Here is a 26197-nt window from a genome sequence, read left to right as displayed (position 1 = left end):
CTTACAAATCGCCGAAGAAGCGCTTCACGCCTTCGAACCAACCGGTGGTTTTCGGCGAGTGACTATTGTCGTCTTCCAGCGAGCTGCGGAACTCTTCCAGCAATTCACGCTGACGACGACCCAGGTTGACCGGGGTCTCCACCGCAACACGGCACATCAGATCACCAGCACCACCGCCACGCACCGGCGCGACACCTTTGCCGCGAACACGGAACTGCTTGCCGGTCTGGGTTCCCTCCGGGATTTTCAGCTTGACTCGACCATCGAGGGTCGGAATTTCCAGCTCGCCTCCCAGCGCTGCATCAACGAAGCTGATTGGCACTTCGCAAAACAGATGCTTGCCGTCACGCTGGAAGATCGCGTGCTCGCGTACGTTGATCACTACATACAGATCGCCCGTCGGGCCGCCCTGAGCACCCGCCTCGCCTTCGCCGGAGAGACGAATGCGATCGCCGGTATCAACGCCGGCCGGGACTTTGACGGAGAGGGTTTTGTACTCTTCGACACGACCTTCGCCGTGGCAGGAATCGCACGGATCGGAAATGATCTTGCCCTGACCATGACAGCGCGGGCAGGTCTGCTGCACAGAGAAGAAGCCCTGTTGCATACGAACCTGACCGATACCGCCACACGTCGGGCACGTGACTGGCGAGGAGCCTTTCTTGGCACCCGAACCGTCGCACGGTTTGCAATTAACCAATGTCGGAACGCGGATATTCACCGTCGTACCGCGCACTGCCTCTTCCAGGTTCAGCTCCAGCGTGTAACGCAGGTCGCTGCCACGCTGAGCGCCGCCACGGGAACCGCCGCGACCGCCACCGAAGAAATCACTGAAGACATCACCAAAGATGTCGGAGAAATTCTGACCGCCAAACCCGGCACCGCCGCCACCCATACTCGGGTCGACACCGGCATGACCGTACTGATCGTAGGCCGCACGCTTACCGGAATCGGACAATACTTCGTAGGCTTCGTTAGCCTCTTTGAACAGCTCTTCCGATGCTTTGTCATCGGGATTACGGTCTGGATGGTGCTTCATTGCCAGGCGGCGGTAGGCCTTCTTCAGGTCTGCTTCGCTTGAGCCACGCTCAACACCCAATACTTCGTAATAGTCACGCTTTGCCATAAGTCTTTGCACTCTTAAGGACGTTCGACAAAGCTCTCCTGAACCTCGCCAAACTCGTTGAGCCCCAATACAGGCCCGGACCCAACTCACGTCAATTCAACGATCCTGGTCTTTGATTCATTGCGGTACTTTCAGCTCGAAAAGCAGGAGCATCTTCGGCCATACCACCAGCGCGCGAGCGTTGTCGCATGCTGTAAAAATTCGTGTACTCCAGACACGCCAACGCGGGAGCAGGCTCCCGCGCGGCGACATCCTACCAGTCACCGCCTTAAGGCAGTCAACCGGGCGACCAACAACTTACTTCTGGTCTTTGACTTCTTCGAACTCGGCATCGACAACGTCATCAGCCTTCTCAGCCGACTCGCCTTGCGGTGCAGCGCCTTCAGCAGGCTGAGCCTGTTCGGCGTACATCTTCTGCGCCACTGGAGCGGATACTTTGGACAGCTCTTCAACCTTGGCTTCGATGGCAGCCTTGTCGTCGCCTTTAACGGCGGCTTCCAGGGCAACTACTGCCGCTTCGATTGCAGTCTTCTCTTCAGCGCTCACTTTATCGCCAGCGTCTGCGACCATTTTGCGAGTCGAGTGAACCAGTGCGTCGCCCTGGTTACGGGCAGCTGCGAGTTCTTCGAACTTGCGGTCTTCGTCAGCGTTGGTTTCAGCATCACGAATCATCTGCTGAATTTCTTCCTCGGACAGACCCGAGTTAGCCTTGATGACGATCGACTGAGTCTTGCCAGTAGCCTTGTCTTTGGCGCCTACGTGCAGAATGCCGTTGGCGTCGATGTCGAAGGTCACTTCGATTTGTGGCACGCCACGTGGTGCTGGTGGAATCTCGGCCAGGTCGAACTTGCCCAAGGACTTGTTCTGAGCCGCTTGCTTACGCTCACCTTGCAGCACGTGAATGGTCACAGCGCCCTGGTTGTCGTCGGCAGTCGAGAACACTTGCGATTTCTTGGTAGGAATCGTGGTGTTTTTCTCGATCAGCGCAGTCATCACGCCACCCATGGTTTCGATACCCAGAGTCAGCGGGCTGACGTCGAGCAACAGAACGTCTTTAACATCACCGGCCAATACTGCGCCCTGGATTGCAGCACCCATGGCAACGGCTTCGTCCGGGTTCACATCTTTACGAGCTTCTTTACCGAAGAACTCGGTTACCAGCTTCTGAACCAGCGGCATACGGGTCTGACCGCCTACCAGGATCACGTCGTTGATAGCGCCAACGTCGATGCCGGAGTCTTTCAGAGCAATGCGGCAAGGCTCGATAGTGCGTTGAACCAGGTCTTCTACCAGCGCTTCCAGCTTGGCGCGGGAGATTTTCACGTTCAAGTGCTTAGGACCGGTAGCGTCTGCAGTGATGTACGGCAGGTTCACGTCGGTCGACAGAGCAGAAGACAGCTCGATCTTGGCTTTTTCAGCGGCTTCTTTCAGGCGCTGCATGGCCAGCGGATCACCTTTAAGGTTCATGCCGCTTTCTTTCTTGAATTCGTCGACGAGGTAGTCGATCAGACGAATGTCAAAGTCTTCACCGCCCAGGAACGTGTCACCGTTGGTGGCCAATACTTCGAACTGATGCTCGCCATCCACTTCAGCGATTTCGATCACGGAAACGTCGAACGTACCGCCGCCCAGGTCGTAAACGATCACGGTGTGATCGCCTTTCGCCTTGTCCATACCGTAAGCCAAAGCGGCTGCGGTTGGTTCGTTGATGATGCGTTTAACGTCCAGACCCGCGATGCGGCCGGCGTCTTTGGTCGCCTGACGCTGGCTGTCGTTGAAGTAGGCTGGAACGGTGATCACCGCTTCAGTCACTGGCTCGCCGAGATAGTCTTCGGCGGTCTTCTTCATTTTCTTCAGAATTTCAGCCGAGATCTGTGGCGGCGACATTTTCTGGCCGTTCACTTCAACCCAAGCGTCGCCATTGTCAGCCTTGGCGATTTTGTAAGGGACCATCTTGATGTCTTTCTGTACGACTTCTTCGTCGAACTTGCGACCGATCAGACGCTTCACCGCATACAGGGTGTTGTGCGGATTGGTCACTGCCTGACGCTTGGCGGACTGGCCAACCAGGATCTCGCCATCGTTGGCGTAAGCGATGATCGACGGCGTGGTACGCGCGCCTTCAGCATTTTCAATAACTTTGGCTACGCCGTTTTCAAGCACGGAGACGCAGGAGTTGGTAGTCCCCAGGTCGATACCGATAATTTTGCCCATGTTCACTCTCCCGAAACTTTGGATTTGGTTGCCGCAGCAGTGATGGCTAACTGCGGTAGTACTTAAACGCTTGACTTCTAAATGGGGGCCTTGCGGCTAATTTCAAGCCTGCTCATCAATCGAAGGCGCAACTGGCGATGGAGCCTTGCTGACCACGACCATGGCCGGGCGCAACAGGCGGCCATTAAGCTGGTAGCCCTTCTGGAATACCTTGAGGACGCTGTTCGGCTCGACATCAGCGCTTTCCTGCATGGCCATCGCCTGGTGATGAACGGCGTTGAACGGCTCGCCATGCGGATCGATCGCTTCCAGCTGATAACGCTTGAGGGTGTCCTGGAACATCTTCAGGGTCAGCTCGATGCCTTCGCGCATTGGACGAATGCTTTCGTCATCCGGGCTGGACAACTCCAGGCCGCGCTCCAGGCTGTCGATAATCGGCAGCAGGTCAGCGGCGAATTTTTCCAGCGCAAATTTGTGAGCTTTCTCTACGTCCTGCTCGGCGCGACGGCGGACGTTCTGCAGATCGGCGGCAACACGCAAAGCCTGATCCTGCGCGCCTGCCAGCTGCTCTTCGAGCACTTGTACACGTGCCGCCAGGTCTTCACCCGAAGCCTCAGGGCCCTTATTGGCGTCTAGATTTTGCGTATCCACTGTCTGTTCGTCAGCCATAGATTTCTCCTTTCAATATCGTCCGCGAGCTCAACTCGCGCTTCTGCCCAGCTATATGGGGCCGCAAAATTAAGCTTCAAGGGGTCGAGTCGTATTAACCCTACAAAAAGAGCTGCATTGTGATTTCGTAGCGGCCTAAGGATTGCCCCTGTTCAAACGAATAGAGCTAAGCGGGGGCATTGTCAGCTCGCTTTAAAACACTGTATAAATAACCAGACCTAACACCTGGGAGCGGCCTCTATGCTGGTGCACCTGTCTGTACACAACTACGCCATCGTTGAACATCTCGATCTTGAACTCGATCGCGGGATGAGTGTGATCACAGGGGAAACCGGCGCCGGCAAGTCGATCATGCTCGACGCGCTGGGCCTGACCCTCGGTGATCGTGCCGACAGTGGCGTAGTCCGCCCCGGAGCAGACAAGGCCGATATCCTTGCGACCTTTGACCTGGTCGACATTCCAGAAGCAAGCGCCTGGCTGGCTGAGCGCGACCTCGACAGTGACGGTCCGTGCATCCTGCGCCGGGTGATCACAGCTGAAGGACGCTCGCGCGGTTACATCAATGGCACTCCGTGCCCGCTTGGCGACCTCAAGTCCCTGGGCGAGCTGCTGATCGATATTCATAGCCAGCACGAGCACCAGTCTCTACTGAAGACCGATACACACCGCCGCCTGCTTGACGAGTACGCGGGCGCTACCGATCTTGCCCGCCACGTTCAACTGGCTGCCCAGCGCTGGCGCCAGACACGGCAGGAGCTGGAGCGTCTCTCCAACTCCGGTGACGAGCAGCGCGCCCGCCACCAACTGCTCAGCTACCAACTCGAAGAGCTCGAAAACCTGGGTCTTGGCGAGAACGAACTGGAGCAGCTGGAGCACGAGCACAAGAACCTCACAAACGCCGAAACCTTGCTGGGCATCTGCCGGCAAGTGGTCGAGCAGTGCAGCGAAAGTGATTCCGGCAATGTCCTGAACGCCCTCACCGCCAGCCTCAACCGATTGTCCAGCGTGAACAATTCGATCGGTGCGCTCGGCGAGGCCAGCAGTTTATTGACCAGCGCGCAGATTCAGGTTGAAGAAGCCGTGGGCGAACTGAACCGCTTCCTCGATAACTTTGATGCCGACCCGGCGCGCCTTCAGTACCTGGAAGAGCGTCTTGATGCGATCTACACCATGGCTCGTAAACATCGCATCCAGCCGACCGAAGTGGCCGAGATGCAGCAGCGCCTGCTGGATGAAATTGAAACACTGAATGCCAACGATGAATCCATCGAGCGACTGAGCGACGAACTCGCCTCCTACGCCCGTCATTACCAGGAGAAAGCCCGGGAGCTCAGCGACCTTCGCCATCAAGCTTCGAGCAGTCTCGCTGCTGCCGTGGAGCAGGAGATCCAGCGACTGGGCATGCCCGGCGGTCGCTTCACCATTGAACTGCGCCCTAACACCAGCGACGAATTGTTGCCCAATGGGCTCGAACAAGTAGAGCTGCTGGTCAGCGCCAACCCCGGGCAGCCGCTTAAAGCGCTGGCGAAAGTAGCATCGGGCGGCGAGTTGTCACGAATCAGCCTGGCCATTCAGGTCATCACTGCCCAGACCTCACGCGTGCCTACGCTGGTGTTCGACGAAGTGGACGTGGGGATCGGTGGACCAACAGCCGAGATTGTCGGCCAGTTGCTGCGACGTCTCGGAGAACGCGGCCAGGTACTGACAGTAACTCACTTGCCGCAAGTCGCTGCTCAAGGACACCAGCATTTATTCGTGCATAAGGTGCGTGGCGAAGATGCAACCCGTACGGCCGTCTCCAAGCTAAGCAAAAATGACCGCGTCGAAGAGGTGGCGAGGATGCTGGGTGGTATCGACCTCACCAAGGAATCCCTGGCACACGCAAAAAAGATGGTGGTTACCGCAAAGATTTAATAACGGCAGACAGCACGAAGGCGACCCTGGGGTCGCCTTCGCTCGTTTCGCGAACCTTAAGTTCGCGCGACATGCTTACTTTTTCTTGCGTACGTACAGCACAAGATTGTGATCAACCATCTCAAAGCCATACTTGTCGACAATGGCTTTCTGCAGACGCTCGATTTCTTCGTCGAAGAATTCGATCACTTCGCTGGTTTCGACGTTGACCATATGGTCGTGATGCTTGCCGTCGTCCAGCTCGAAGACCGCATGGCCTCCGTCGAAGTTGTGCCGCACCACAAGGCCAGCTGCCTCGAACTGAGTCAGTACACGGTAAACCGTGGCCAGACCGACGTCCTCACCAGCCTCCATCAGCGCCTTGTAAACGTCCTCGGCACTCATGTGGCGTTGCTCGGCGGAATCGAGCATTTGCAGAATTTTGACCCGTGGAAGGGTCACTTTGAGGCCGGCTTTGCGTAGTTCGCTATTTTCAACCATGGTCAGCTTTCTCGCGATGCTGCTTCGCAGCTTCTCTTAATGCGGGTATGATCGGCGTTTACGTTGTCCCAGCCAAGATAGTGGAAGTCGCCCACCGATGCAAAACACCAAGCTCTTGCTAACCAGTTTCACCTTTGTGGGACTGCTCGCACTCGCCGGTTGTTCATTCCCCGGGGTTTACAAAATCGACATCCAGCAGGGCAATGTCGTCACGCAGGACATGATAGACCAGTTACGCCCGGGAATGACCCGTCGGCAAGTACGGTTTATCATGGGTAACCCTCTGCTGACCGACACGTTCCATGCCGATCGCTGGGATTATCTGTACAGCCTGCAACCGGGTGGCGGTGAACGCCAACAGGAACGCATTAGCGTTATCTTCAACCCAAATGATCAACTTGTCAGCCTTTCCGGCGATTTCATGCCGGGCGTGAGCCGTGACGAAGCCATTCTCGGTAAGGATAGCGACACAAATGTGACCGCACCTGCAGAAAACGTCGAGAAGCCGAAACCGGAAAAACCGGTCAAGCCGGGTTCGTTGCTGGATCAGATCCAGAAGGACGTGGACGGCGTAGAAACCGTACCAGTCCCGACCCCAGAACCACTGGACACCACGCCGCAATAATTTGCGACGCATTAAAAAACCCGGCGTGTCCGGGTTTTTTATTGTCTGGCGTTTAGCAAATCACTGGTTTTGAGCCTTGGCCTCGGCAGCCTTGGCTGCACGTAGCCGACGAACTTCTTTCGGATCGGCGAGCAATGGTCGGTAAATTTCAATGCGGTCACCCGTTTTCACCAAACGGCTTTCCGGATGGCTGATCACTTTGCCGAAAATCCCGACAGGACAATCGGCGAGATTCAGCTCTGGAAATTCCTTTCCAACACCTGACTGCTGCAAAACCTCTCGCACTGTCGCGACCGCCGGCACCTTCACACTGAGAAGCACCTGACGATCAATGTCGGCGTAAACAACCTCGACCTCGATCATGTCCTCAACCATGCATTTGCTTGGCACGTTGACAGAACGCATCCACCAACGTGTTAGCCGCCTGATTGAACAACGGCCCCAAAGTCGCGCGGACAATCGGCCCAGCGTAGTCGAACGACAAGTCCAGGCTGATCTTGCAGGCTTTATCACTCAAAGGCTTGAAGACCCAGACACCATGCAGCTGATTGAATGGCCCTTCCTCGAGATTCATCTCAATGGAATGACCGGGCACCAACGTATTGCGCGTTACGAAGTGCTGGCTGAGGCCACCTTTGGCTACACCGACACTCGCGCGCATATGCTCGGGCGAGCTTTCCAGCACCTTCGCTGAAGAGCACCACGGCAAGAATTCCGGGTAACGCGCCACGTCGTTTACCAGGTCGTACAGCGCTTGTGCCGGGTAAGGCAGCAGGGCCGAACGTTGAATATGTGTCGTCATGTCAGCGTCACTTCCACAGCTGGGCGGCAAACACTACAAGAATGCCGATGGGCGCCACATAGCGCATCAAAAACAAGGACAGGTTAAACAGTACCGGACTGCGGATCGACAACTCATCACGCACGGCCTCACGGCCCATCACCCAGCCTGCAAACACCACGAAACATAAACCACCGAGAGGCAGCATGATCCGCGAGGTGAAGAAATCGATCACGCCGAAGAAGTCCAGACCGCCCGCAGCCCCCCATTGATAGAGGTGGAACATTCCGCCTTCGTTCACGAAAAACTTGGCTTCCTTCCAGATATTGAAGGAAAACACAGTGCCCAAACCCACGAACCAGCAAGTGAACGCCAACCAGAAAGTCACCCAGGCGCGGCGGACTTTTGTTCGTTCAACCAGATAAGCAACCATCGGCTCCAGCAGCGAAATCGCCGAACTCCAGGCTGCAACCGCGACCAGCACGAAGAACACGACGCCCATCAACTGACCGAAAGCGACGTTGCCAAAAGCAAAAGGAAGGCTGACAAACATCAGGCCCGGGCCTTCGCTTGGGTTCAAGCCCGCAGCGAACACAATTGGAAACAATGCCAGGCCAGCGACGAGGGATACGAACGTATCCAGCAGCGCCACACCCACAACCGTACCGGAAATCGACGAATTCTTCGGCATGTAGGCACCGTAGATCATGATCGAGCCCACACCGACACTCAGAGAGAAGAAGGCGTGCCCCATCGCTGGCAGCAAGCCATCGAGTACTTTTTCCGGATGGAAGTCGAACATGAAATGCACGCCTTCCATGAAATGCCCGGTGGTCATGCTGTAACCCAACAGCACCAGGATCATCACAAAGAGCAACGGCATCATGATCCGCAAGCTGCGCTCAAGCCCGGCAACCACGCCTTTGGCGATCACAACGGCTGACAGGAGCATGAAAACAGTGTGCCAAAGTGTCAGGCGCCAAGGGTCGGCGATTACATTGCCAAAGTACGCGCCGACCTGGTCTGGCGTGACGCCCTGAAAGTCCCCACGCCCCATGTCAATGATGTAATCGAGCGACCAGCCGCCCACCACACTATAGAAAGACAGGATCAGCAACGCCGTGATCATCCCGGCGAATGCCCCCCAGGACCACTTGCCCGAATGACCCGCTTCTATTGCCAGCACCTTCAAGGCATTGGCCGGACTTTGCCGGGCGCGACGGCCGATCAGGGTTTCAGCCAGCATGACCGGCACACCGATCAGCGCGATACAGGCCAGGAACATCAGCACGAAGGCGCCGCCGCCATAGACGCCGACCATGTAAGGGAATTTCCAGATACTACCCAGGCCCACGGCCGAACCGGTCGCGGCGAGTATGAAGACCCAGCGGCTAGCCCAACTGCCGTGGACAGAAACCTTGTCTGTCGACATCGTTATCACGCCCAAGCGTTCAAAAAAGAGGGCGCATTGTCCGGGATTCAATCAACCTGCTCAAGCACGTAGCGATACCGTAGCCGACTCGCGCGCAACTCCCTATAATGCCGCCCCTATGGCTAAACAGAAGAAACACCCCACAGGGACCATCGCGCAAAATAAAAAGGCGCGACACGATTACTTCATCGAACATCGGTTCGAGGCTGGTCTGGTCCTGGCCGGCTGGGAAGTAAAGAGTTTGCGGGCGAGCAAGCTGCAACTGGTTGACAGTTATGTACTGCTCAAGGATGGCGAAGCCTGGCTGCTCGGCAGTCATATCACGCCGCTGATGACCGCAAGCACCCACGTCATCGCCGACCCGACGCGCACCCGAAAGTTGCTGCTCAACCGGCGCGAGCTGGAAAAGCTGGCCTCTGCCGTGCAGCAAAAGGGTTACGCCTGCGTATGCCTGTCCTGGTACTGGAGCAAGCACATGGTCAAGTGCGAGATCGCTCTGGGCAAGGGCAAGAAGGAATACGACAAGCGTGATATCGAGCGCGAACGCGATGCCGGTCGAGAGCTGCAGCGCGCAGTGCGGAACAAGGGCAAGGAAGATTAATCTTTCGGCCTGAGTTTTGTAGCGCTAGCGAAAAGATCGCAGCCTTCGGCAGCTCCTACAGAGTGGAATGCATTTTCCTGTAGGAGCTGCCGCAGGCTGCGATCTTTTGCATTAAACAATCAGGTCCCCTTGCGCCGCTCCGCCCGAGCCATGCGCTGAACTTCCTGCCGCACCTCCTCCAGCACTTCCTGCACATACAAAATGTGCCGACTGGACACTTCCCGCGCCTGCTCCGCCCGCCCCTCGACAATCGCCAGGTACAACTCACGATGCTGAGTAATCAACATGTCGCGAGTTTCCGTACGCTGCTTGTACATCCCGCCAATGTTTGTCACCACGTTGCGCTTGAGCAGATCGAACAGCCCACGAATCGTGTGCAACAAAACCGCGTTGTGACTGGCCTCGGCAATCGCGAGGTGGAATTTCGCATCAGCGGCCCCCTCCTCCGCCCGGCTGACTTCGTCGTGACGGGTATAGCAATCCTGCAGTTCATTGAACGCAGCGGTCAGCCGCTCACGATCCACATCAGTGGCGCGCAACGCTGCGTAGTAGGCGCAGGACGCTTCCAGCGTGTGGCGAAATTCAAGTAGATCGCGCTGGGCTTCGGGATTGCTCTCCAACAGATGCAACAGTGGATCGCTGAATGTCGACCCAAGCGACTCCACCACATAGTTGCCACCGCCTTGGCGACTGACCAGCAAGCCCTTGGCCGCCAGCTTCTGAATCGCCTCGCGCAACGAAGGGCGTGACACCCCGAACTGTTCGGCGAGTGCACGTTCGGCCGGCAAACGCTCGCCGGACTTCAGCGTCCCCTCGAGAATCATCTCCTCGAGTTGCTCGACAATATCGTCAGACAAACGGCGCTGACGAATCTGATCAAACCCCATAACTCAATTCTCCACGATCCCGGCAGCTCGCCGGGGTCTCTATTCTGGCCTATCGGCGCAGCAGCAGCACCTACCAGACGACGCTCGACAGCGTAAACAAATCAGCCTCTGCACCCTGCCTGCGACAAAAGTTTCAGGGCGACAAATTGACACACCGCCTACAAGGCTTTTACCCTAGCCAACAGCGATTGTAAATTGGTATTACCAATTAACCAAGAACGCTCATCAGTGCCTGACCAACAACAATTAGGGGCCACCCCATATGCAAACCTGGCAACAGCTCTACAGTCCGCTCGGCAGCCTCGGCCTGTCCGCACTCGCCGCCGTCATTCCCATCGTGTTTTTCTTCCTCGCTTTGGCAGTGTTTCGCCTCAAAGGCCATGTGGCAGGCAGCATTACGCTGGCCCTGTCGATTGCGGTAGCGATCTTCGCCTTCCAGATGCCGGTCGACATGGCGTTCGCCGCAGCCGGATATGGTTTCGCCTACGGCCTTTGGCCCATCGCGTGGATCATCGTGGCAGCGGTGTTCCTCTACAAACTGACGGTCAAGAGTGGCCAGTTCGAAGTGATTCGCAGCTCCGTGCTGTCGATCACCGACGACCAACGACTGCAGGTGCTGTTGATCGGTTTCTGCTTCGGCGCCTTCCTGGAAGGGGCCGCCGGATTCGGCGCACCTGTGGCGATTACCGCCGCACTGTTGGTAGGACTGGGGTTCAACCCGCTGTACGCCGCCGGGCTATGCCTGATTGCGAACACGGCGCCGGTGGCCTTCGGCGCCTTGGGCATTCCGATTATTGTCGCCGGGCAAGTTACCGGCATTGACGCCTTCAAGATCGGCGCAATGACCGGTCGCCAACTGCCGCTGCTGTCGCTCTTCGTGCCGTTCTGGCTGGTGTTCATGATGGACGGCATGCGTGGCGTCCGAGAAACCTGGCCAGCGGCACTGGTGGCGGGCTTGAGCTTCGCGGTCACCCAGTATTTCACGTCGAACTTCATCGGGCCTGAGCTGCCGGACATCACTTCGGCGCTCGCCAGCCTGATTTCCCTGACGCTGTTCCTGAAAGTCTGGCAGCCGAAACGCACCGCCGGCCAACACATCGCCGGCGCAGTCTCCGCATCTGTCGTAACCGCCAGCGCCGGCGGTTTCGGCCTGCCGCGCAGCACTGTGGCCTCTCCCTACAGCCTGGGTGAGATTTTCAAAGCCTGGTCTCCCTTCCTGATCCTCACCGTGCTGGTGACTATCTGGACCCTGAAACCGTTCAAGGCGATGTTCGCTGCGGGCGGCTCGATGTACAGCTGGGTGTTTAACTTCGCCATTCCGCACCTGGACCAGATGGTGATCAAGGTCGCACCGATCGTGACCGCTCCGACCGCTCTTCCTGCCGTGTTCAAACTCGACCCGATTTCCGCCACCGGCACGGCGATTTTCTTCTCCGCACTGATCTCGATGCTGGTACTGAAGATCAACTTCAAAACTGGTCTGACCACTTTGCGCGAGACCTTTTACGAGTTGCGCTGGCCGATTCTGTCCATCGGCATGGTGCTGGCCTTCGCCTTTGTCACCAACTACTCGGGCATGTCTTCGACCATGGCGCTGGTATTGGCCGGTACTGGCGCAGCATTCCCGTTCTTCTCGCCTTTCCTCGGTTGGCTGGGCGTATTCCTGACCGGTTCCGATACGTCTTCCAACGCACTGTTCAGCTCGCTGCAAGCCACCACGGCACACCAGATCGGCGTGAGCGATGTGTTGCTGGTCGCCGCGAACACCAGCGGTGGTGTCACCGGCAAGATGATTTCGCCTCAGTCGATCGCCGTGGCCTGCGCCGCGACCGGCCTGGTGGGTAAGGAATCCGACCTGTTCCGGTTCACCCTCAAGCACAGCCTGTTCTTCGCGACGATTGTCGGCTTGATCACCCTGGCCCAGGCCTACTGGTTCACCGGCATGTTGGTGCACTAAGGACTACACGCTGCACGCATTAAACCGACGCCGTATCACGACTGCGGCGTCAGCTATTCACAACCCGGTCTGTAAGGCTGCTGAAAGCTTCCCTCACTATATTCAGCAGCCTCAGCGGACGGATAACCGGGACAACCCGGAGACACGCCTGATGAGCGAGCTTTTTTACAACGCTGTGCCGAACGCGACCCGAGTCGCCCCGCCACTGCCCGAGCCACGGCAATACCCCAGCGAAAAACCGCAGCGGGTCTACCTGTTCGGGACGTGCGTGGTGGATTTGTTCTATCCCGAAGCCGGGATGGATGCGATCCACCTGCTGGAGCGCGAAGGCATTCGTGTCGAGTATCCGCAAGGGCAAAGCTGCTGCGGGCAACCGGCCTACACCTCGGGTTACACCGAACAGGCCCGGACCGTAGCGCGCTCGCAGCTGGCGCTGTTCGCCGAAGACTACCCGGTGGTGGTGCCATCAGGTTCCTGCGCGGGTATGTTGCGCGAGCATTACGCCGACTTGTTCAAGGATGAGCCGCACACGTTGAAACAGGTCCAGGCCCTGGCGGCACGGACCTATGAGTTGGCCGAGTTTCTGCTGTTCGTCTGCAAGGTGCAGCTCAAGGACAGCGGTGCTCCGATCAAAGTGGCGCTGCACACATCGTGTTCGGCGCGTCGTGAGATGAACACCCACCTGCACGGTCGCGAGCTGTTGTCGCAACTGAGCAACGTGGAGCGGGTCGAGCACGGTCACGAAAGCGAATGTTGTGGCTTCGGTGGGACGTTCAGCGTCCGTATGCCAGACATTTCCGGCGCGATGGTGGCTGACAAGACCCGGTCGTTGAAGGAATCCGGCGCGCACAAGGTACTCAGTGCCGACTGCGGTTGCCTGATGAACATCAACGGCTCGCTGGAAAAACAGCAGGAAGCGTTACGCGGCCAACACTTGGCCAGCTTCCTCTGGCAACGAACTGGAGGTGTTCTATGAACGCTTCCGCGATTATTCCTACGGTTGCCGTAGAAGTAGATTTCCGCACTCGGGCTCACGAGGCCCTGGGTGACACGCAGTTGCGAAACAACTTTCGCTCGGCGATGGATTCACTGATGACAAAGCGGGCAGCGTCCTTCAGCGATGCCCACGAAAGGGAACATTTGCGAGCGCTGGGCAACGCTGTCCGCGCTCGTGCGCTATCCAAGCTGCCCGACCTGCTCGAGCAGCTTGAACAAAACCTGACCCGCAACGGTGTGACAGTGCATTGGGCGGAAACGGTGGACGAAGCCAATGGCATCGTCTTCTCGATCATCCGGGCTCACGAGGCGCGGCAAGTGATCAAGGGCAAATCGATGGTCAGCGAAGAAATGGAAATGAATCATTTCCTCGCTGATCGTGGCATTGAATGCCTGGAATCGGACATGGGCGAGTACATCGTCCAGCTCGACCACGAGAAGCCTTCACACATTATTATGCCGGCGATCCACAAGAATGCCGGTCAGGTCGCGTCCTTGTTCCACGACAAACTTGGCGTGGAGTACACCAAGGACGTTGACCAACTCATTCAGATCGGTCGCAGAGTCCTGCGGCAGAAATTCTTCGAAGCGGACATCGGCGTCTCCGGCGTCAACTTTGCCGTGGCCGAAACCGGCACCTTGCTGCTGGTGGAAAATGAAGGCAACGGGCGCATGTCGACCACCGTGCCGCCGGTTCACATCGCGGTCACCGGCATAGAAAAAGTCGTCGAAAACCTGCGCGACGTTGTCCCGCTGTTGTCCCTGTTGACCCGCTCCGCCCTCGGCCAGCCGATCACCACCTACGTCAACATGATTTCCGGCCCACGCAAGGATCATGAACTCGACGGCCCGCAGGAAGTGCATCTGGTCTTGCTCGACAACGGTCGCAGCCAGGCCTTTGCCGACAGTGAGTTGCGCCAGACCTTGAACTGCATCCGCTGCGGCGCCTGCATGAATCATTGCCCGGTCTACACCCGAATCGGCGGTCATGCCTATGGCGAGGTCTACCCGGGTCCGATCGGAAAAATCATCACCCCTCACATGGTCGGGCTGGCAAAAGTTCCGGACCACCCCAGTGCCTCGTCACTGTGCGGCGCCTGCGGCGAAGTCTGCCCGGTCAAAATTCCTATCCCTGCCTTGCTTCGGCGCCTACGGGAAGAGAACGTGAAAGCCCCGGATACGCCCCATAAAGTGATGCGCGGCCAAGGCAGCAAATATTCACGCAAGGAACGGTTTATCTGGAACGCCTGGGCAAGGCTCAACAGTTCGCCGACGCTCTATCGGCTGTTCGGTTTCTTCGCCACACGCCTGCGCGCGCTGGCACCGAGCAACGTCGGACCCTGGACGCAAAACCACAGCGCACCCAAACCCGCCGCCCGCTCATTGCATGACATGGCCCGCGCGCACCTGGCCAAACAGGGAGACCGTTGATGAGCGCCAAGCAAAACATCCTCGCCAAATTGCGTAACAGTCTGACCGGCACCACACCAGTGGCTGACAACTTCGACGTCGAACTGGTGACAGCGCCTTACACCTACGCCCCCGAACAACGCATCGCGCAACTGCGCAAACAGATGGAAGCGGTGCACACGGAAATCCACCTGACTTCAAGTGCAGAGTGGCCGGCACTGCTTGCGCAATTGTTGCTGGATCGTCAATTGCCCAGCCTGTTGATCGCACCCACAACGCCCCACGGCGAACGTGTCACTCAGCACTGGGCGAACAATCCCACGCTTCCAACACTCAAAGCCTACGACCGCCCGGTTGAGGAGTGGAAAGCCGAATTGTTCAACGACACTCCGGCCAGCCTGACCACTACACTCGGAGCAATCGCTGCCACGGGCAGCCTGATTATCTGGCCGACGCGAGAAGAACCGCGCTTGATGAGCCTGGTACCGCCGGTGCATTTCGCCTTGCTCAAGGCCAGCGAAATCCGCGACAACTTCTATCAGGTGCAGCAAGAGTTCGAATGGGCCAAGGGCATGCCGACCAACGCGCTGCTGGTATCCGGTCCCTCGAAAACTGCCGATATCGAACAAGTGCTGGCGTACGGCGCGCACGGGCCGAAAGACCTCGTGGTGCTGATTCTGGAGGACCAATGAGTTTACCGACGGCTTTCCTGCGAGATACGCAGCAACTGATTCCCCAGGATCGGCTCTTCGATGATCCGCTGTCGACCCTGGCCTTCGGCACCGACGCCAGTTTCTACCGGTTGATTCCGAAACTGGTGATCCGCGTCGAATCCGAAGATGAAGTGGTGGCGCTGCTCAAACTGGCGCAACGGGATCAGGTCCCGGTGACGTTTCGCGCCGCAGGCACCAGCCTCTCCGGCCAGGCTATCAGCGACTCGGTATTGATCGTCCTCGGGGATAACTGGAACGCGCGCGAGATCCGCGGCGAGGGTCTGCAAATCCGTCTGCAACCGGGTGTTATCGGCGCGCAGGCGAACGCCTGGCTGGCCCCCTTCGGACGCAAGATCGGGCCGGACCCGGCGTCGATCAACGCCTGCAAAATCGGCGGCATCGTTGCCAACAACGCCAGCGGGATGTGCTGCGGCACTGCGCAAAATACCTACCACACGCTGGCTGGCATTCGTTTGGTGCTGGCAGACGGAAGCCGTCTCGACACAGAGGATGCAACCAGCGTTGCAGCTTTTCGCACAAGCCATGGGCAACTGCTGGAGCGTCTGGCAATCCTGGGCCGTGAGACACGCGCCAATACCGAACTCGCCGCACGAATTCGCCACAAATACCGTCTGAAAAATACCACTGGCCTGTCACTCAATGCCTTGGTGGACTTCGATGAGCCTGTGGATATCTTGAGCCATTTGCTCGTCGGCTCCGAAGGCACCCTTGGCTTCATCAGCGCGGTGACCTACGACACCGTCATCGACCACCCGAACAAGGCGTCGGCGCTGATCGTGTTCCCGGACGTGGAAACCTGTTGCAACGCAGTCACCGTGTTGAAAACCCAACCGGTGTCCGCCGTGGAACTGCTGGACCGTCGCAGCCTGCGTTCGGTGCAGGAAAAACCCGGCATGCCCGCTTTCGTACAACAACTGTCGAATAATGCCTGCGCCCTGCTGATCGAATCCCGCGCCGCATCGTCCTCGCTGTTGCAGGAACAGCTCGGGCAAGTCATGGCGTCGCTGGCCGGTTTTCCCGTAGAGAAGCAAGTCGATTTCACTGAAGATCCGGTCGAAAACGCGCGCCTCTGGGCGATCCGCAAAGACACCTTTCCCGCCGTCGGCGCCGTACGCCAAACCGGCACGACGGTGATCATCGAAGACGTGACGTTCCCGGTGGAACAACTCGCGATCGGCGTGAATCGCTTGATCGAGCTGTTCGACAAGCATCACTACGACGAAGCCATCCTTTTCGGACACGCACTGGAAGGTAATCTGCACTTCGTCTTCACCCAAGGCTTCAACAGCCCGGAAGAAGTCGCACGCTATCAGGCGTTCATGGACGACGTCGCACAGCTGGTTGCAGTGGAGTTCGGCGGCTCTTTAAAAGCCGAACACGGTACCGGTCGCAACATGGCCCCCTTCGTCGAACTGGAATGGGGCAGCGACGCCTACCAGTTGATGTGGCAGCTCAAACGCCTGCTCGATCCCCATGGGATTCTCAACCCCGACGTTGTGCTCAGCAACGATCCGCAAATTCATCTCAAGCACTTGAAGCCGCTGCCGGCCGCCGATGAGATTGTGGATAAGTGCATCGAGTGCGGCTTCTGCGAACCCGTTTGCCCGTCGAAGGGCCTGACCTTGAGCCCGCGCCAGCGCATCGTGATCTGGCGCGATATTCAGGCGAAGAAGCGTGCCGGCGTGGACACTACCGAGCTGGAAGCGGCCTACGAATACCAAGGCATCGAAACTTGTGCCGCCACCGGGCTGTGTGCGCAGCGTTGTCCTGTAGGAATCAATACCGGCGAGCTGGTGAAAAAGCTCCGCAGTCGTAAGGCGACACATACGAAAACCGCCAACTGGCTTGAAGGCAATTTCGCCACCGCCCTGCAAGGGGCACGTTTCACCCTGCACGTCGCCAATGGCGCACGGATGCTGCTGGGGGCGCCGCGTCTGGCGAAGCTATCGGCGACACTGACCCGATTATCCAAAGGCCAGGTCCCGCAATGGACCAGCGCCATGCCGCAACCGGAAAAAGCCATTCGCTTCAGCCCGACCGTCTCGGACAAGCGTCCCCGCGTGGTGTACCTGGCGGCTTGCGTCTCGCGCGTCATGGGGCCGGCAGCCAGCGATAACGAACAGATGTCGCTGTACGACAAAACCCGTGGGCTGCTGGAAAAAGCCGGTTACCAGGTTGTCTTTCCGGACAATCAGGACAACCTCTGCTGTGGCCAGCCATTCGCGTCCAAAGGCTACGCAGAGCAAGCCGAGCACAAACGCCAGGAACTGATCGGCGCGCTATTGCACGCCAGTCGCGGCGGGCTCGATCCCATCTACTGCGACACCAGCCCCTGCACCTTGCGTCTGGTCCAGGATGTGGGCGATGTGCGTCTGGACCTATACGACCCGGTACGTTTCATCCGCACCCACCTGATGGATCGCCTCGACTTCACGCCTCAGGAAGCGCCGATCGCCGTGCACGTCACGTGCAGCACCCAGCACCTGGGCGAGAGCCAGGCGCTGATCGATCTGGCGCGCAAGTGCAGCAAAAACGTGGTCATTCCCGAGGGCATTCACTGTTGTGGGTTTGCTGGCGACAAAGGCTTTTCCACGCCGGAGCTGAATGCTCATTCGCTTAGGACGCTCAAGGATGCGGTGCAGCACTGTAGCGAAGGGATTTCGACCAGCCGCACCTGTGAGATTGGTCTGACGCAGCATGGAGGGATTGACTACCACGGACTAGTCTATCTGGTGGATCGGGTGACGCGGGCGAGGGTTCCTGAAGAAAAATAGAACCCTGACGCGCCGTCGTAGTCCACACAATAAGCCCGGACCTCGCCGGGCTTCCCCCACTCGGTAGCCCGTCCTGATGGCCAGAAAATGCCTGGACCCTCAGTTCAAGGAGATACACATGAAACGTTCTGTACTGTTAGGTCTGTTCGTTACTGCTTCCATGATGGCGTCCACTTCGTTTGCAGCCGAAGACCTCTGTGCCGTCAATCTGAAAACCATCGACAATGCCAAGGCACAGATACAGGCACCCGAAATACAGGAACGCGTCGAGGCTAGCGTTAAGCAAGCCAAAGCCGATCAGGCGAAAGGTACCCAGAAGGGGACTGAGGATTGCATTGCTGAAACCAACGAGACCATCCTGGATATCAGGAAGTCAACCGAAGGCACTAACAAATGATCACTACCTGAAAGGCCAATCTCAGGACTGGCCTTATGGGCGCACGCCACACCGGCTTATTGCTCATCACGTTAAATGAGCAATAAGCCTGTTGCCGTTGAAATTTCCGTTTAAATGCCATCGCTCCTTAGGAGACATCCATGAAACGTACCGCACTGGCTGGTCTGTTCATGTCTGCTGTAATGTTGGCCTCTCCCGTATTTGCTGCTGACAACGACCTATGCACGAGCAAGCTGCAGGAACTCAAAGCCAAAGTCACCTCAATGCCAGCGACCTCCGACAGCACCACGATGGAAATCAAAAGACTACTGGCCAGCGCCGAAACGTCGAAAGCCTCCGGGGACGACAAGAAATGCGCCACCGAGGCCACCCAGGCTTTGTCGTTGGCAAAATGAGCACAATATCCAACCCATGATCATTCGGTGCCCACCTTCGGGTTGGCCTTCTGAGTCGCGTTGTCGTACACTGTGCAGGTCTGTTGCTCACTTGATTCACCGAGCGACAGACTCGGGGCCGTTTAGGATTCGACGCCGGTTGCGAAACTTTAGGTGCATGCCGAGTTGGTAACAGAACTCGTAAATCCACTGTTGCAACTACTTATAGTTGCCAATGACGAAAACTACGGCCAGGAATTCGCTCTCGCTGCGTAAGCAGCCTTAGCCCTGAGCTTCTGGTACCTTCGGGTCCAGCAATCACTAGGGGATGTCTGTAAACCCGAAGTGATTGTCATATAGAACAGAATCGCCGTGCAGTACGTTGTGGACGAAGCGGCTAAAACTTACACAACTCGCCCAAAGCACCCTGCCCTTCGGGTCGCTGAGGGTTAACTTAATAGAAACGGCTACGCATGTAGTACCGACAGCGGAGTACTGGCGGACGGGGGTTCAAATCCCCCCGGCTCCACCAAATACGAAGCATCAACAAAGCCCGCCCAGTGCGGGCTTTGTTGCATCTGAAGGTTTGTAATCCTGAGGAGTCCCTGGAAGGCCTGACACATCGGAACCTATGCTGAGGGTCCCACCTGGAAGGATGCTGTCATGACACTAAAAACACTCATCGTCGCGCTGATTTTTTCGATGGCCTCCGGCTGTGCGCACTACAACGACCGCACGGCCGACACCAGCAAGGGTGGTCGTATCGCTTGTGATGCTACGCCAGCCAATCAGCCTGGATGCTATGTGAAGCAATCGAAGGAGTGGAATTGGGGCGGGCTGAAATTCGGGCTTGGGACTTCCAGGTAAATCTGAGCGCCGTTAAACCACACACCCAGACTCGCTCGCGACCGACCATTTACCCGAGCAACCAACACCGCCCTTGCAGCAACACCCAGCCGATCTATATGATAAGTATTATCATTTGTGATATTTACTCATCCGGCGCTATCAGACCATGTCCTCATCCTCTCAAAACGGCTTTTGTGACGTGGCCGTGCTGTATCGACAACAGCACAGCTGGTTGCAGAACTGGTTACGGCGCCGGCTCAACTGCTCGCAAAGTGCAGCGGACCTGGCGCAGGACACCTTCATGCGACTGCTGGCCAAGGAGCCGGTGCCGGAGTTGCATGCGCCGCGGACTTTTCTGGCGAAAGTGGCGCAAAGCGTTTTATCTAACCATTACCGCCGGCAAAAACTCGAACGCGCTTACCTTGAAGCACTGGCGGCCATGCCAGAGCTCACCGCACCCAGTCTTGAAACCGCCCGTATGGCGCACCCGAAACCGAGGTCAACCGTGAAGAAAACGGCGTGTTCATCCCTTACGCCGGTGTGGTTTACGACCTCAATGACACCTGGTCGGTGTACGCCAGCTACACCAGTATTTTCAGCCCGCAAGCCTCGTGGGTCACAAACGAAGACAACAAGCCCCTCGACCCGATGGAAGGCAAGGGCTACGAGATCGGCCTGAAAGGTACGCACCTGGACGGCAAGCTGAACTCCAGTGTTGCGCTGTTCAAACTGGAGCAGGACAACCTGGCGATCTGGCAACACGACAACGTATACAGCGCCGAGCAAGACACCACGTCCAAAGGCATCGAGCTGGAGCTCAACGGTGAACTGGCTGAAGGCTGGCAAGCGTCCGCAGGCTATGCCTACTCGGTGACCACCGACGCGGACGACGCCCGCATCAGCACCATGATGCCGCGCAACAGCGTCAAGACGTTCACCAGCTATCGCCTGCACGGCCCGCTGGACAAGCTGACCCTCGGCGGTGGCGTCAACTGGCAGAGCAAAACCGGCAACGACTTGCACACCTTTACCCAAGGCAGCTACGCGATTGCTAACTTGCTGGCGCGCTATGACATCACCCGTAACCTGACGGCGTCGGTGAACGTGAACAACGTGTTTGACCGCGAGTACTACAGCTCCCCTGCCCTGTCGGCCAACTACGGCGCACCGCGCAATATCATGACCAGTTTCAAGTACGACTTCTGATAGCGGCCAACGGGAATGAGCGAGCGCATTGTGCAAACGGTGCGCTGCGCAGATGAATTTTTCTTCACCCCATCGCGCCTCGGCAAACGGTACATTGCCCTCGCTCATTCAAGAAACTACGGTTTGCCCGCCCTCCCGCGGGCTTTTTTTTGCCTGGAGAAATACAGACCCCCATTTGAGTTTTCCCTGCACCTGAGCAATTCTGGCCCCCCTCTTACCGAATGGAGCGCTTCATGACGCTGCTGACTCTCCCAGGCGAACGCCTGACGCTGGCGGTGCTCAGCCCCGACCAGGCCGACCTGGAAAGCGACTTCTATCAGCGCAACCAGCAGCACCTCGCCCCCTGGTCACCCATTCGTCCCGCCGATTACTACAGCGTCGATCACATCCGGCCACGCCTGGAACAACAAGCCATCGCGCTCGACGCCGGACATGCCGTGCATTTCGCGCTACTGGACCCGAACAGCGGACACATGATCGGCGCCTGTAATTTCAGCGGGATCATTCGCGGGGCATTTCAAGCGTGTTATCTCGGTTACCACATCGACGCGTCCCTTCAGGGTCAGGGGCTGATGCGTGAAGCGCTGCAGGCAGGCGTTCGATACATGTTCGAGGAACAGAACCTGCACCGGATCATGGCCAACTACATTCCCGGCAACGAACGCAGTGCACGGTTGCTGGAACATCTGGGGTTCGAGCGGGAGGGTTACGCCAAGGCCTATCTGAACATCGCCGGGCGCTGGCAGGACCATGTGCTGACGGCGCTCATCAGCAAGGTCTACGAAGATCCGGCTCGACGCTGGTCGCGGCAACTCTCCCAAGGAACGCCTGCGCCACTACGATGAGAGCGAACCTGCACGCGAAAGCACCTGGCCATTCGCGGGTGATGAAGCATGCTCCACCGGCAGCTCCAGCCGCGCTCTCCCGTAAAACGCCAGCGCCGTCAGCAAACACGCCAGCCACACAAAGATTCCGGCCCAGAATGTGTGGGACATGTAGTGCCAGCCTTGCAGGACACGTGTGGTGCCGTAGACGAAACCCAGCGCCAGCGAGCCGTACATCAGCGCTTTGGAATAGCGCCAGCGATAGCGACGCGCGACGAAGTACAGCGCCAGCATGGTAAAGCCACCCGAGGCATGTCCGCCCGGCCAGCAGCGCCCGTCACCCGCGACTTTCAGCAAGTCGAAATTCTGATACCACTCCTTGTGCTCGATCTTCCCACCGTACTGCGTCGTTTCAACCGGGCAGTACACGCTGGTGTGGCCCTTGAGGTAGTGGATCACGCCGGTACTGATGGAGAACGCGAACACCACGTACAGAAAGTCCCGACGGTGTCTGGTGGCAAACCGCAGCACCGGGCCAACTTTGATCTTCTCCAGGAACGCGATGATTTTCGAATGCTTCTCAGCTTTCAGACGCGGCCATAAAAACGACAGCAAGGCACCGACGACGGCGATTTCGCCGGTCCAGTTCGGAATGATGCGCGCCCATTTATGAGTGATTTTTTCAAACCAATGGACATGATCCAGCGGGAACGTCTGCGTGGCCGGATCATAAAAAAGATCGTTGAAGGCGATGTCGATTCTGGTCAGGTCGAACAGCAGGAACACCACGACGGCGAGCGCCAGCGGGATACCGAAATTAAAGGCATAAAAGCGCATGGGTTTGCTCATTGGGTGGTCACCGATTGCCAATCCGACGCTTCAACAAAACCGAGCATGCGCGGAGCTTTGAAAGCTTCAGCAGTGATGAACAAAGACGCGCCATAACCGAGTGTCGAAGTCGGTAGCCTGAGGTCTTTTTCCAGTTGCGACATGCATTCGCTGTGGGTGACCAGAACGAGATTTCGACCCGGCACTTTGTGCTTCAACGCATCGCGCAACATGGTGCCCCGGCAATTGATCAGCCAGTCTTCGCCCACGCCCACTTTATTGAACATGTACCCGGCCGTTTGCGCCGTGCGCAGCAACGGGCTGTTGTAGACATCGGCTTTTTCCAGCCCCAACTGCTCGAACTGCGCCCCAACGTTCACCGCGACGCTGCGGGAGCGATCAGTAATGCCGTCGTCACCATTCAGGCACGCGGCACTGGAGTGATCGCAGCGTTCGACGTGGCGCACCAGCACGATCATGTCGCCTTTGGCCCACCCGTCGACCAATGTCCGGGCGCCCGCGACGTTGCCGTGGGACAAGTCCGGCACGGCGGCTGGCGCCAACAGCCATATCGTCAACGGGATGACCAGCAGCGCCGAGGCCAGCACTACGGCGGTGTTTCGATAACGGCTCAGACAGCCCATATCAATCGAGCGTTTTATTCCGAACAGACTCAGTCTTAATTCCACATCAAGCCGCCCCGCCGGCATGCACCACTTTCATTCGATGCCGCGAGGGTAGAGAGGGCAGCGTCGGCAAGGAGTGAAACGATTGTGAAAAAAAGCTTGAAGATCGCAGCCTCGTTGCACTCGACAGCTCCTACAAGAGCCCCCGTTCCAATGTAGGAGCTGTCGAGTGAAACGAGGCTGCGATCTTTTGATCCTGTAGGAGCTGTCGAGTGAAACGAGGCTGCGATCTTTTGATCTTCAGTTACCAACCAAGCGGCCGATACACACCCGCAACCCATTTTTGCTGGCTCTCAAAAACAACAATCTTCCAGCCAACCGACGATCAAGACAGACAACGTTCCTGGAGGAATTTGATGAATAGCTGGTTCGGCAACATCAGCGTTAACCTGAAACTGGGCCTGGGTTTCGGCCTGGTCCTGGCGCTGACCTGCGTCCTCGCTCTGACCGGCTGGACCAGCCTTGGCGGGCTGATTGACCGCAGCAACTGGATGAGCGATATCACCCAGCTCAACGCCGGCCTGACCAAACTGCGTGTAGTTCGCCTTCAGTACATGCTGACCAACGGCGACGAAACCGCAGCGCAGAATGTACAAACCACACTCGATGCGTTTTCCGCCCAGCAACAAGCGCTGCTGGCGAAATTCAAGAGCCCGGAGAACCTCAAGCTGCTCAGGGAGCAAGGCGCCGAGATCGATGCCTATAAGACGTCTCTGAACAAAATGCGCAGCGCCTACCGCACCGGCAACAGCGCCCGCGACGCCATGGGCGCGAACGCTGAAACCGCCAACACGCTGATAAACACCCTTTACACCCACGTGCAGCAAATGCCGCTCAGCGATCAGCGCTTCGAACAATTCCTGGCCATCACTGCCGCCAAGGAAGCTTTCCTGCTGGCTCGTTACGAAGTGCGCGGCTACACCGCAACCACCAATGCCGAGACCGAACAAAAAGCCGTCACCCAACTGGATGCGGCGATTGCCAGCCTGAAATCGCTAAATGTGCATTTTGCCGACACGCAACTCGACGCCTTGCGTCAGCTGGAGACCGCGCTGGGTAACTACCGCAGCTCTTTGCTGGCGTATAAAAATGCCAGCAACGATGCCGTGCAGGCGCGCAAGGAAATGACCGACCAGGGCGCCGCCATCGTATCCCTGAGCGATCAGCTGTATCAGATCCAGCTTGACCGCCGCGACATCGAAAGCGCACAAGCCCGCACCCTGCAACTGATCAGCACCTTGCTGGCGTTGCTGGTGGGCGTCATTGCTGCAGTGCTCATCACCCGTCAGATCACCGGTCCGCTGCGGGACACCCTGGCCGTGGTAGAACGCATCGCCAGCGGCGACCTCTCCCAGGACGTCAAGGTCACGCGCCGGGACGAACTCGGTGTATTGCAGCAAGGCATCGCACGGATGGGCGTGACCCTGCGCGACTTGATCAGCGGTATCCGCGATGGCGTCACGCAGATCGCCAGCGCCGCTGAAGAGTTGTCCGCCGTGACCGAACAAACCAGCGCCGGTGTAAACAGCCAGAAAATCGAGACCGATCAGGTGGCCACGGCCATGCACGAGATGACCGCAACGGTGCAGGAAGTTGCGCGCAATGCCGAACAGGCCTCCCAGGCGGCAGCGGCTGCTGACGGCGAAGCGCGTGAAGGCGACAAGGTGGTCAGCGAAGCCGTCGCGCAGATCGAACGCCTGGCCACCGAAGTGGCGCGCTCCACCGAAGCGATGAGTGTGCTGCAGCAAGAGAGCGACAAGATCGGCAGTGTCATGGACGTGATCAAGGCCGTCGCCGAACAGACCAACCTGCTTGCCCTTAACGCCGCCATCGAAGCCGCGCGCGCCGGTGAAGCCGGTCGTGGTTTTGCCGTGGTGGCCGACGAAGTTCGGGGCCTGGCCCAGCGCACACAGAAATCCACCGAGGAAATCGAAGGCCTGGTTGCCGGTTTGCAGAACGGTACCCAGCAAGTGTCGACTGTGATGCACAACAGCCGCACCCTGACCGACAGCAGCGTCGCACTGACGCGCAAGGCCGGCCTGTCACTGGAGAACATCACCCGTACGGTGTCGAACATCCAGTCGATGAACCAGCAGATCGCCGCGGCTGCCGAACAGCAAAGCGCCGTCGCCGAAGAGATCAGCCGCAGCATCGTCAACGTGCGCGACGTCTCCGAACAGACTGCCGCCGCCAGCGATGAAACGGCAAAGTCGAGCGTTGAACTGGCGCGTTTGGGTGGTCAGTTGCAGCAGATGGTGAGCCACTTCCGCGTCTGATGTTCGTCGCGGAATTTTTTATTCTCTGCTGGCGGGACTGTTCGTCAATCGTGTCTCGGAAACCAGCTGATTAACACGTCATGTAGGAGCTGCCGCAGGCTGCGATCTTTTGATTCTCGTTTTGGACAAACAAAAGCCAGGTCAAAAGATCGCAGCC

General features: G+C 57.9%; 23 protein-coding genes, 1 other RNA gene and 3 pseudogenes. 17 read left to right on the top strand and 10 right to left on the bottom strand.

Annotated elements, in window-relative coordinates; all coding sequences use genetic code 11:
• Position 1: 1 nt before the first annotated feature.
• From dnaJ to grpE, 3 genes are all read right to left on the bottom strand, one after another.
• A complete protein-coding gene (gene dnaJ, locus ACA063_RS03580) occupies positions 2-1126 on the bottom strand; it encodes a molecular chaperone DnaJ (protein ID WP_194691438.1) in 1125 nt (374 codons plus the stop codon).
• Between the two features lie 297 nt (positions 1127-1423).
• Positions 1424-3340 carry a molecular chaperone DnaK gene (dnaK, locus tag ACA063_RS03575; RefSeq protein WP_162437896.1) on the bottom strand — a complete coding sequence of 639 codons (1917 nt, stop codon included), beginning with the start codon at positions 3338-3340 and terminating at the stop codon, positions 1424-1426.
• Between the two features lie 102 nt (positions 3341-3442).
• Complete coding sequence (gene grpE, locus ACA063_RS03570) at positions 3443-4009, bottom strand: nucleotide exchange factor GrpE (RefSeq protein WP_162437895.1); 567 nt, start codon at positions 4007-4009, stop codon at positions 3443-3445.
• Positions 4010-4249: 240 nt separating this feature from the next.
• Between grpE and recN the strand changes: the two genes are divergently transcribed.
• A complete protein-coding gene (gene recN, locus ACA063_RS03565) occupies positions 4250-5923 on the top strand; it encodes a DNA repair protein RecN (RefSeq protein WP_194691439.1) in 1674 nt (557 codons plus the stop codon).
• Between the two features lie 75 nt (positions 5924-5998).
• Here recN and fur read toward each other — a convergent pair whose 3' ends face one another.
• Positions 5999-6403 carry a ferric iron uptake transcriptional regulator gene (gene fur, locus ACA063_RS03560; RefSeq protein ID WP_003197684.1) on the bottom strand — a complete coding sequence of 135 codons (405 nt, stop codon included), beginning with the start codon at positions 6401-6403 and terminating at the stop codon, positions 5999-6001.
• Between the two features lie 97 nt (positions 6404-6500).
• Here fur and ACA063_RS03555 point away from each other — a divergent pair, with 97 nt between their 5' ends.
• Positions 6501-7028 (top strand): outer membrane protein assembly factor BamE, encoded by a 528-nt coding sequence (locus ACA063_RS03555; protein WP_162437893.1) that lies wholly within the window; start codon positions 6501-6503, stop codon positions 7026-7028.
• 60 nt (positions 7029-7088) lie between these two features.
• On the opposite strand, the gene ACA063_RS03550 is transcribed toward ACA063_RS03555, so the two are convergent.
• From ACA063_RS03550 to ACA063_RS03540, 3 genes are read right to left on the bottom strand one after another with little or no spacing between them, the layout of a single operon-like run.
• The gene (locus ACA063_RS03550) at positions 7089-7403 is read right to left on the bottom strand and encodes an RnfH family protein (RefSeq protein ID WP_497664815.1); all 315 of its coding nucleotides are present in this window, start codon (positions 7401-7403) and stop codon (positions 7089-7091) included.
• Positions 7396-7830 (bottom strand): type II toxin-antitoxin system RatA family toxin, encoded by a 435-nt coding sequence (locus ACA063_RS03545; RefSeq protein ID WP_497664814.1) that lies wholly within the window; start codon positions 7828-7830, stop codon positions 7396-7398. Before ACA063_RS03545 ends, ACA063_RS03550 begins: the two co-directional genes overlap by 8 nt.
• 7 nt (positions 7831-7837) lie before the next feature.
• Complete coding sequence (locus ACA063_RS03540) at positions 7838-9241, bottom strand: sodium-dependent transporter (protein WP_162437890.1); 1404 nt, start codon at positions 9239-9241, stop codon at positions 7838-7840.
• Positions 9242-9359: 118 nt separating this feature from the next.
• Between ACA063_RS03540 and smpB the strand changes: the two genes are divergently transcribed.
• Positions 9360-9842 carry an SsrA-binding protein SmpB gene (gene smpB / locus ACA063_RS03535; RefSeq protein ID WP_497664813.1) on the top strand — a complete coding sequence of 161 codons (483 nt, stop codon included), beginning with the start codon at positions 9360-9362 and terminating at the stop codon, positions 9840-9842.
• Between the two features lie 119 nt (positions 9843-9961).
• Here the strand turns inward: smpB and ACA063_RS03530 are convergent, their stop codons facing one another.
• Entirely contained in the window at positions 9962-10729 is a 768-nt protein-coding gene (locus ACA063_RS03530; RefSeq protein WP_162437889.1) for a GntR family transcriptional regulator, read from the bottom strand.
• A gap of 262 nt (positions 10730-10991) precedes the next feature.
• On the opposite strand from ACA063_RS03530, the gene ACA063_RS03525 reads away from it, so the two are divergent.
• The 12 genes and pseudogenes from ACA063_RS03525 (at position 10992) to rimJ (ending at position 22271) form a co-directional block, all read left to right on the top strand.
• On the top strand, positions 10992-12686 hold the full coding sequence (locus tag ACA063_RS03525) for a lactate permease LctP family transporter (RefSeq protein ID WP_162437888.1): 1695 nt from the start codon (positions 10992-10994) through the stop codon (positions 12684-12686).
• 151 nt (positions 12687-12837) lie between these two features.
• A complete protein-coding gene (locus ACA063_RS03520) occupies positions 12838-13662 on the top strand; it encodes a (Fe-S)-binding protein (protein ID WP_194691442.1) in 825 nt (274 codons plus the stop codon).
• Positions 13659-15113 carry a LutB/LldF family L-lactate oxidation iron-sulfur protein gene (locus ACA063_RS03515; RefSeq protein WP_497664812.1) on the top strand — a complete coding sequence of 485 codons (1455 nt, stop codon included), beginning with the start codon at positions 13659-13661 and terminating at the stop codon, positions 15111-15113. The genes ACA063_RS03520 and ACA063_RS03515 overlap by 4 nt, the downstream gene beginning before the upstream one ends.
• On the top strand, positions 15113-15784 hold the full coding sequence (locus ACA063_RS03510) for a LutC/YkgG family protein (RefSeq protein WP_497664811.1): 672 nt from the start codon (positions 15113-15115) through the stop codon (positions 15782-15784). Before ACA063_RS03515 ends, ACA063_RS03510 begins: the two co-directional genes overlap by 1 nt.
• On the top strand, positions 15781-18600 hold the full coding sequence (locus ACA063_RS03505) for an FAD-binding and (Fe-S)-binding domain-containing protein (RefSeq protein ID WP_497664810.1): 2820 nt from the start codon (positions 15781-15783) through the stop codon (positions 18598-18600). The genes ACA063_RS03510 and ACA063_RS03505 overlap by 4 nt, the downstream gene beginning before the upstream one ends.
• Positions 18601-18718: 118 nt before the next feature.
• Positions 18719-18997: a PA2433 domain-containing protein gene (locus ACA063_RS03500; protein ID WP_497664809.1), complete on the top strand. Its 279-nt coding sequence runs from the start codon at positions 18719-18721 to the stop codon at positions 18995-18997.
• Between the two features lie 140 nt (positions 18998-19137).
• The gene (locus tag ACA063_RS03495) at positions 19138-19392 is read left to right on the top strand and encodes a PA2433 domain-containing protein (protein WP_497664808.1); all 255 of its coding nucleotides are present in this window, start codon (positions 19138-19140) and stop codon (positions 19390-19392) included.
• 114 nt (positions 19393-19506) lie between these two features.
• Positions 19507-19903: a transfer-messenger RNA gene (gene ssrA, locus ACA063_RS03490) on the top strand.
• 131 nt (positions 19904-20034) lie between these two features.
• On the top strand, positions 20035-20238 hold the full coding sequence (locus ACA063_RS03485) for a hypothetical protein (protein WP_497664807.1): 204 nt from the start codon (positions 20035-20037) through the stop codon (positions 20236-20238).
• 148 nt (positions 20239-20386) lie between these two features.
• Positions 20387-20689 (top strand): annotated as a pseudogene (locus tag ACA063_RS03480) (sigma factor); the annotation flags it as partial.
• Positions 20689-21426, top strand: a pseudogene (locus ACA063_RS03475) (TonB-dependent siderophore receptor); the annotation flags it as partial. The pseudogenes ACA063_RS03480 and ACA063_RS03475, both read left to right, overlap by 1 nt.
• A 233-nt stretch (positions 21427-21659) precedes the next feature.
• Positions 21660-22271, top strand: a complete 612-nt coding sequence (gene rimJ / locus ACA063_RS03470) for a ribosomal protein S5-alanine N-acetyltransferase (RefSeq protein WP_497664806.1) — start codon at positions 21660-21662, stop codon at positions 22269-22271.
• Here rimJ and ACA063_RS03465 read toward each other — a convergent pair.
• Positions 22263-23099 carry a phosphatase PAP2 family protein gene (locus ACA063_RS03465; protein ID WP_497664805.1) on the bottom strand — a complete coding sequence of 279 codons (837 nt, stop codon included), beginning with the start codon at positions 23097-23099 and terminating at the stop codon, positions 22263-22265. The two genes, rimJ and ACA063_RS03465, sit on opposite strands and share 9 nt — an antisense overlap.
• The gene (gene pmrG / locus ACA063_RS03460) at positions 23096-23767 is read right to left on the bottom strand and encodes a lipopolysaccharide core heptose(II)-phosphate phosphatase PmrG (RefSeq protein WP_497664804.1); all 672 of its coding nucleotides are present in this window, start codon (positions 23765-23767) and stop codon (positions 23096-23098) included. The genes ACA063_RS03465 and pmrG overlap by 4 nt, the downstream gene beginning before the upstream one ends.
• 353 nt (positions 23768-24120) lie before the next feature.
• Between pmrG and ACA063_RS03455 the strand changes: the two are divergent.
• Positions 24121-25182 (top strand): annotated as a pseudogene (locus tag ACA063_RS03455) (methyl-accepting chemotaxis protein); the annotation flags it as partial.
• Positions 25177-26040, top strand: coding sequence for a methyl-accepting chemotaxis protein (locus ACA063_RS03450; protein ID WP_497666467.1), 864 nt, complete (start codon positions 25177-25179; stop codon positions 26038-26040). The pseudogene ACA063_RS03455 and the gene ACA063_RS03450, both read left to right, overlap by 6 nt.
• The last annotated feature ends 157 nt before the right edge of the window (positions 26041-26197 follow it).

Source organism: Pseudomonas sp. LBUM1643, assembly GCF_059716215.1.
This window is presented reverse-complemented; position numbering and strand designations above follow the sequence as displayed.

What these genes read in the sequence shown, in the direction of transcription:
- ACA063_RS03550 (WP_497664815.1), bottom strand. Translation starts at nt 7,403, where the DNA reads ATGGTTGAGGACATGATCGAGGTCGAGGTTGTTTACGCCGACATTGAT.
- rimJ (WP_497664806.1), top strand. Translation starts at nt 21,660, where the DNA reads ATGACGCTGCTGACTCTCCCAGGCGAACGCCTGACGCTGGCGGTGCTC.
- smpB (WP_497664813.1), top strand. Translation starts at nt 9,360, where the DNA reads ATGGCTAAACAGAAGAAACACCCCACAGGGACCATCGCGCAAAATAAA.
- grpE (WP_162437895.1), bottom strand. Translation starts at nt 4,009, where the DNA reads ATGGCTGACGAACAGACAGTGGATACGCAAAATCTAGACGCCAATAAG.
- recN (WP_194691439.1), top strand. Translation starts at nt 4,250, where the DNA reads ATGCTGGTGCACCTGTCTGTACACAACTACGCCATCGTTGAACATCTC.
- ACA063_RS03545 (WP_497664814.1), bottom strand. Translation starts at nt 7,830, where the DNA reads ATGACGACACATATTCAACGTTCGGCCCTGCTGCCTTACCCGGCACAA.
- ACA063_RS03530 (WP_162437889.1), bottom strand. Translation starts at nt 10,729, where the DNA reads ATGGGGTTTGATCAGATTCGTCAGCGCCGTTTGTCTGACGATATTGTC.
- ACA063_RS03520 (WP_194691442.1), top strand. Translation starts at nt 12,838, where the DNA reads ATGAGCGAGCTTTTTTACAACGCTGTGCCGAACGCGACCCGAGTCGCC.
- ACA063_RS03540 (WP_162437890.1), bottom strand. Translation starts at nt 9,241, where the DNA reads ATGTCGACAGACAAGGTTTCTGTCCACGGCAGTTGGGCTAGCCGCTGG.
- ACA063_RS03510 (WP_497664811.1), top strand. Translation starts at nt 15,113, where the DNA reads ATGAGCGCCAAGCAAAACATCCTCGCCAAATTGCGTAACAGTCTGACC.
- dnaJ (WP_194691438.1), bottom strand. Translation starts at nt 1,126, where the DNA reads ATGGCAAAGCGTGACTATTACGAAGTATTGGGTGTTGAGCGTGGCTCA.
- ACA063_RS03525 (WP_162437888.1), top strand. Translation starts at nt 10,992, where the DNA reads ATGCAAACCTGGCAACAGCTCTACAGTCCGCTCGGCAGCCTCGGCCTG.
- ACA063_RS03555 (WP_162437893.1), top strand. Translation starts at nt 6,501, where the DNA reads ATGCAAAACACCAAGCTCTTGCTAACCAGTTTCACCTTTGTGGGACTG.
- ACA063_RS03500 (WP_497664809.1), top strand. Translation starts at nt 18,719, where the DNA reads ATGAAACGTTCTGTACTGTTAGGTCTGTTCGTTACTGCTTCCATGATG.
- ACA063_RS03465 (WP_497664805.1), bottom strand. Translation starts at nt 23,099, where the DNA reads ATGAGCAAACCCATGCGCTTTTATGCCTTTAATTTCGGTATCCCGCTG.
- ACA063_RS03495 (WP_497664808.1), top strand. Translation starts at nt 19,138, where the DNA reads ATGAAACGTACCGCACTGGCTGGTCTGTTCATGTCTGCTGTAATGTTG.
- ACA063_RS03485 (WP_497664807.1), top strand. Translation starts at nt 20,035, where the DNA reads ATGACACTAAAAACACTCATCGTCGCGCTGATTTTTTCGATGGCCTCC.
- fur (WP_003197684.1), bottom strand. Translation starts at nt 6,403, where the DNA reads ATGGTTGAAAATAGCGAACTACGCAAAGCCGGCCTCAAAGTGACCCTT.
- ACA063_RS03515 (WP_497664812.1), top strand. Translation starts at nt 13,659, where the DNA reads ATGAACGCTTCCGCGATTATTCCTACGGTTGCCGTAGAAGTAGATTTC.
- ACA063_RS03450 (WP_497666467.1), top strand. Translation starts at nt 25,177, where the DNA reads ATGGGCGTGACCCTGCGCGACTTGATCAGCGGTATCCGCGATGGCGTC.
- dnaK (WP_162437896.1), bottom strand. Translation starts at nt 3,340, where the DNA reads ATGGGCAAAATTATCGGTATCGACCTGGGGACTACCAACTCCTGCGTC.
- ACA063_RS03505 (WP_497664810.1), top strand. Translation starts at nt 15,781, where the DNA reads ATGAGTTTACCGACGGCTTTCCTGCGAGATACGCAGCAACTGATTCCC.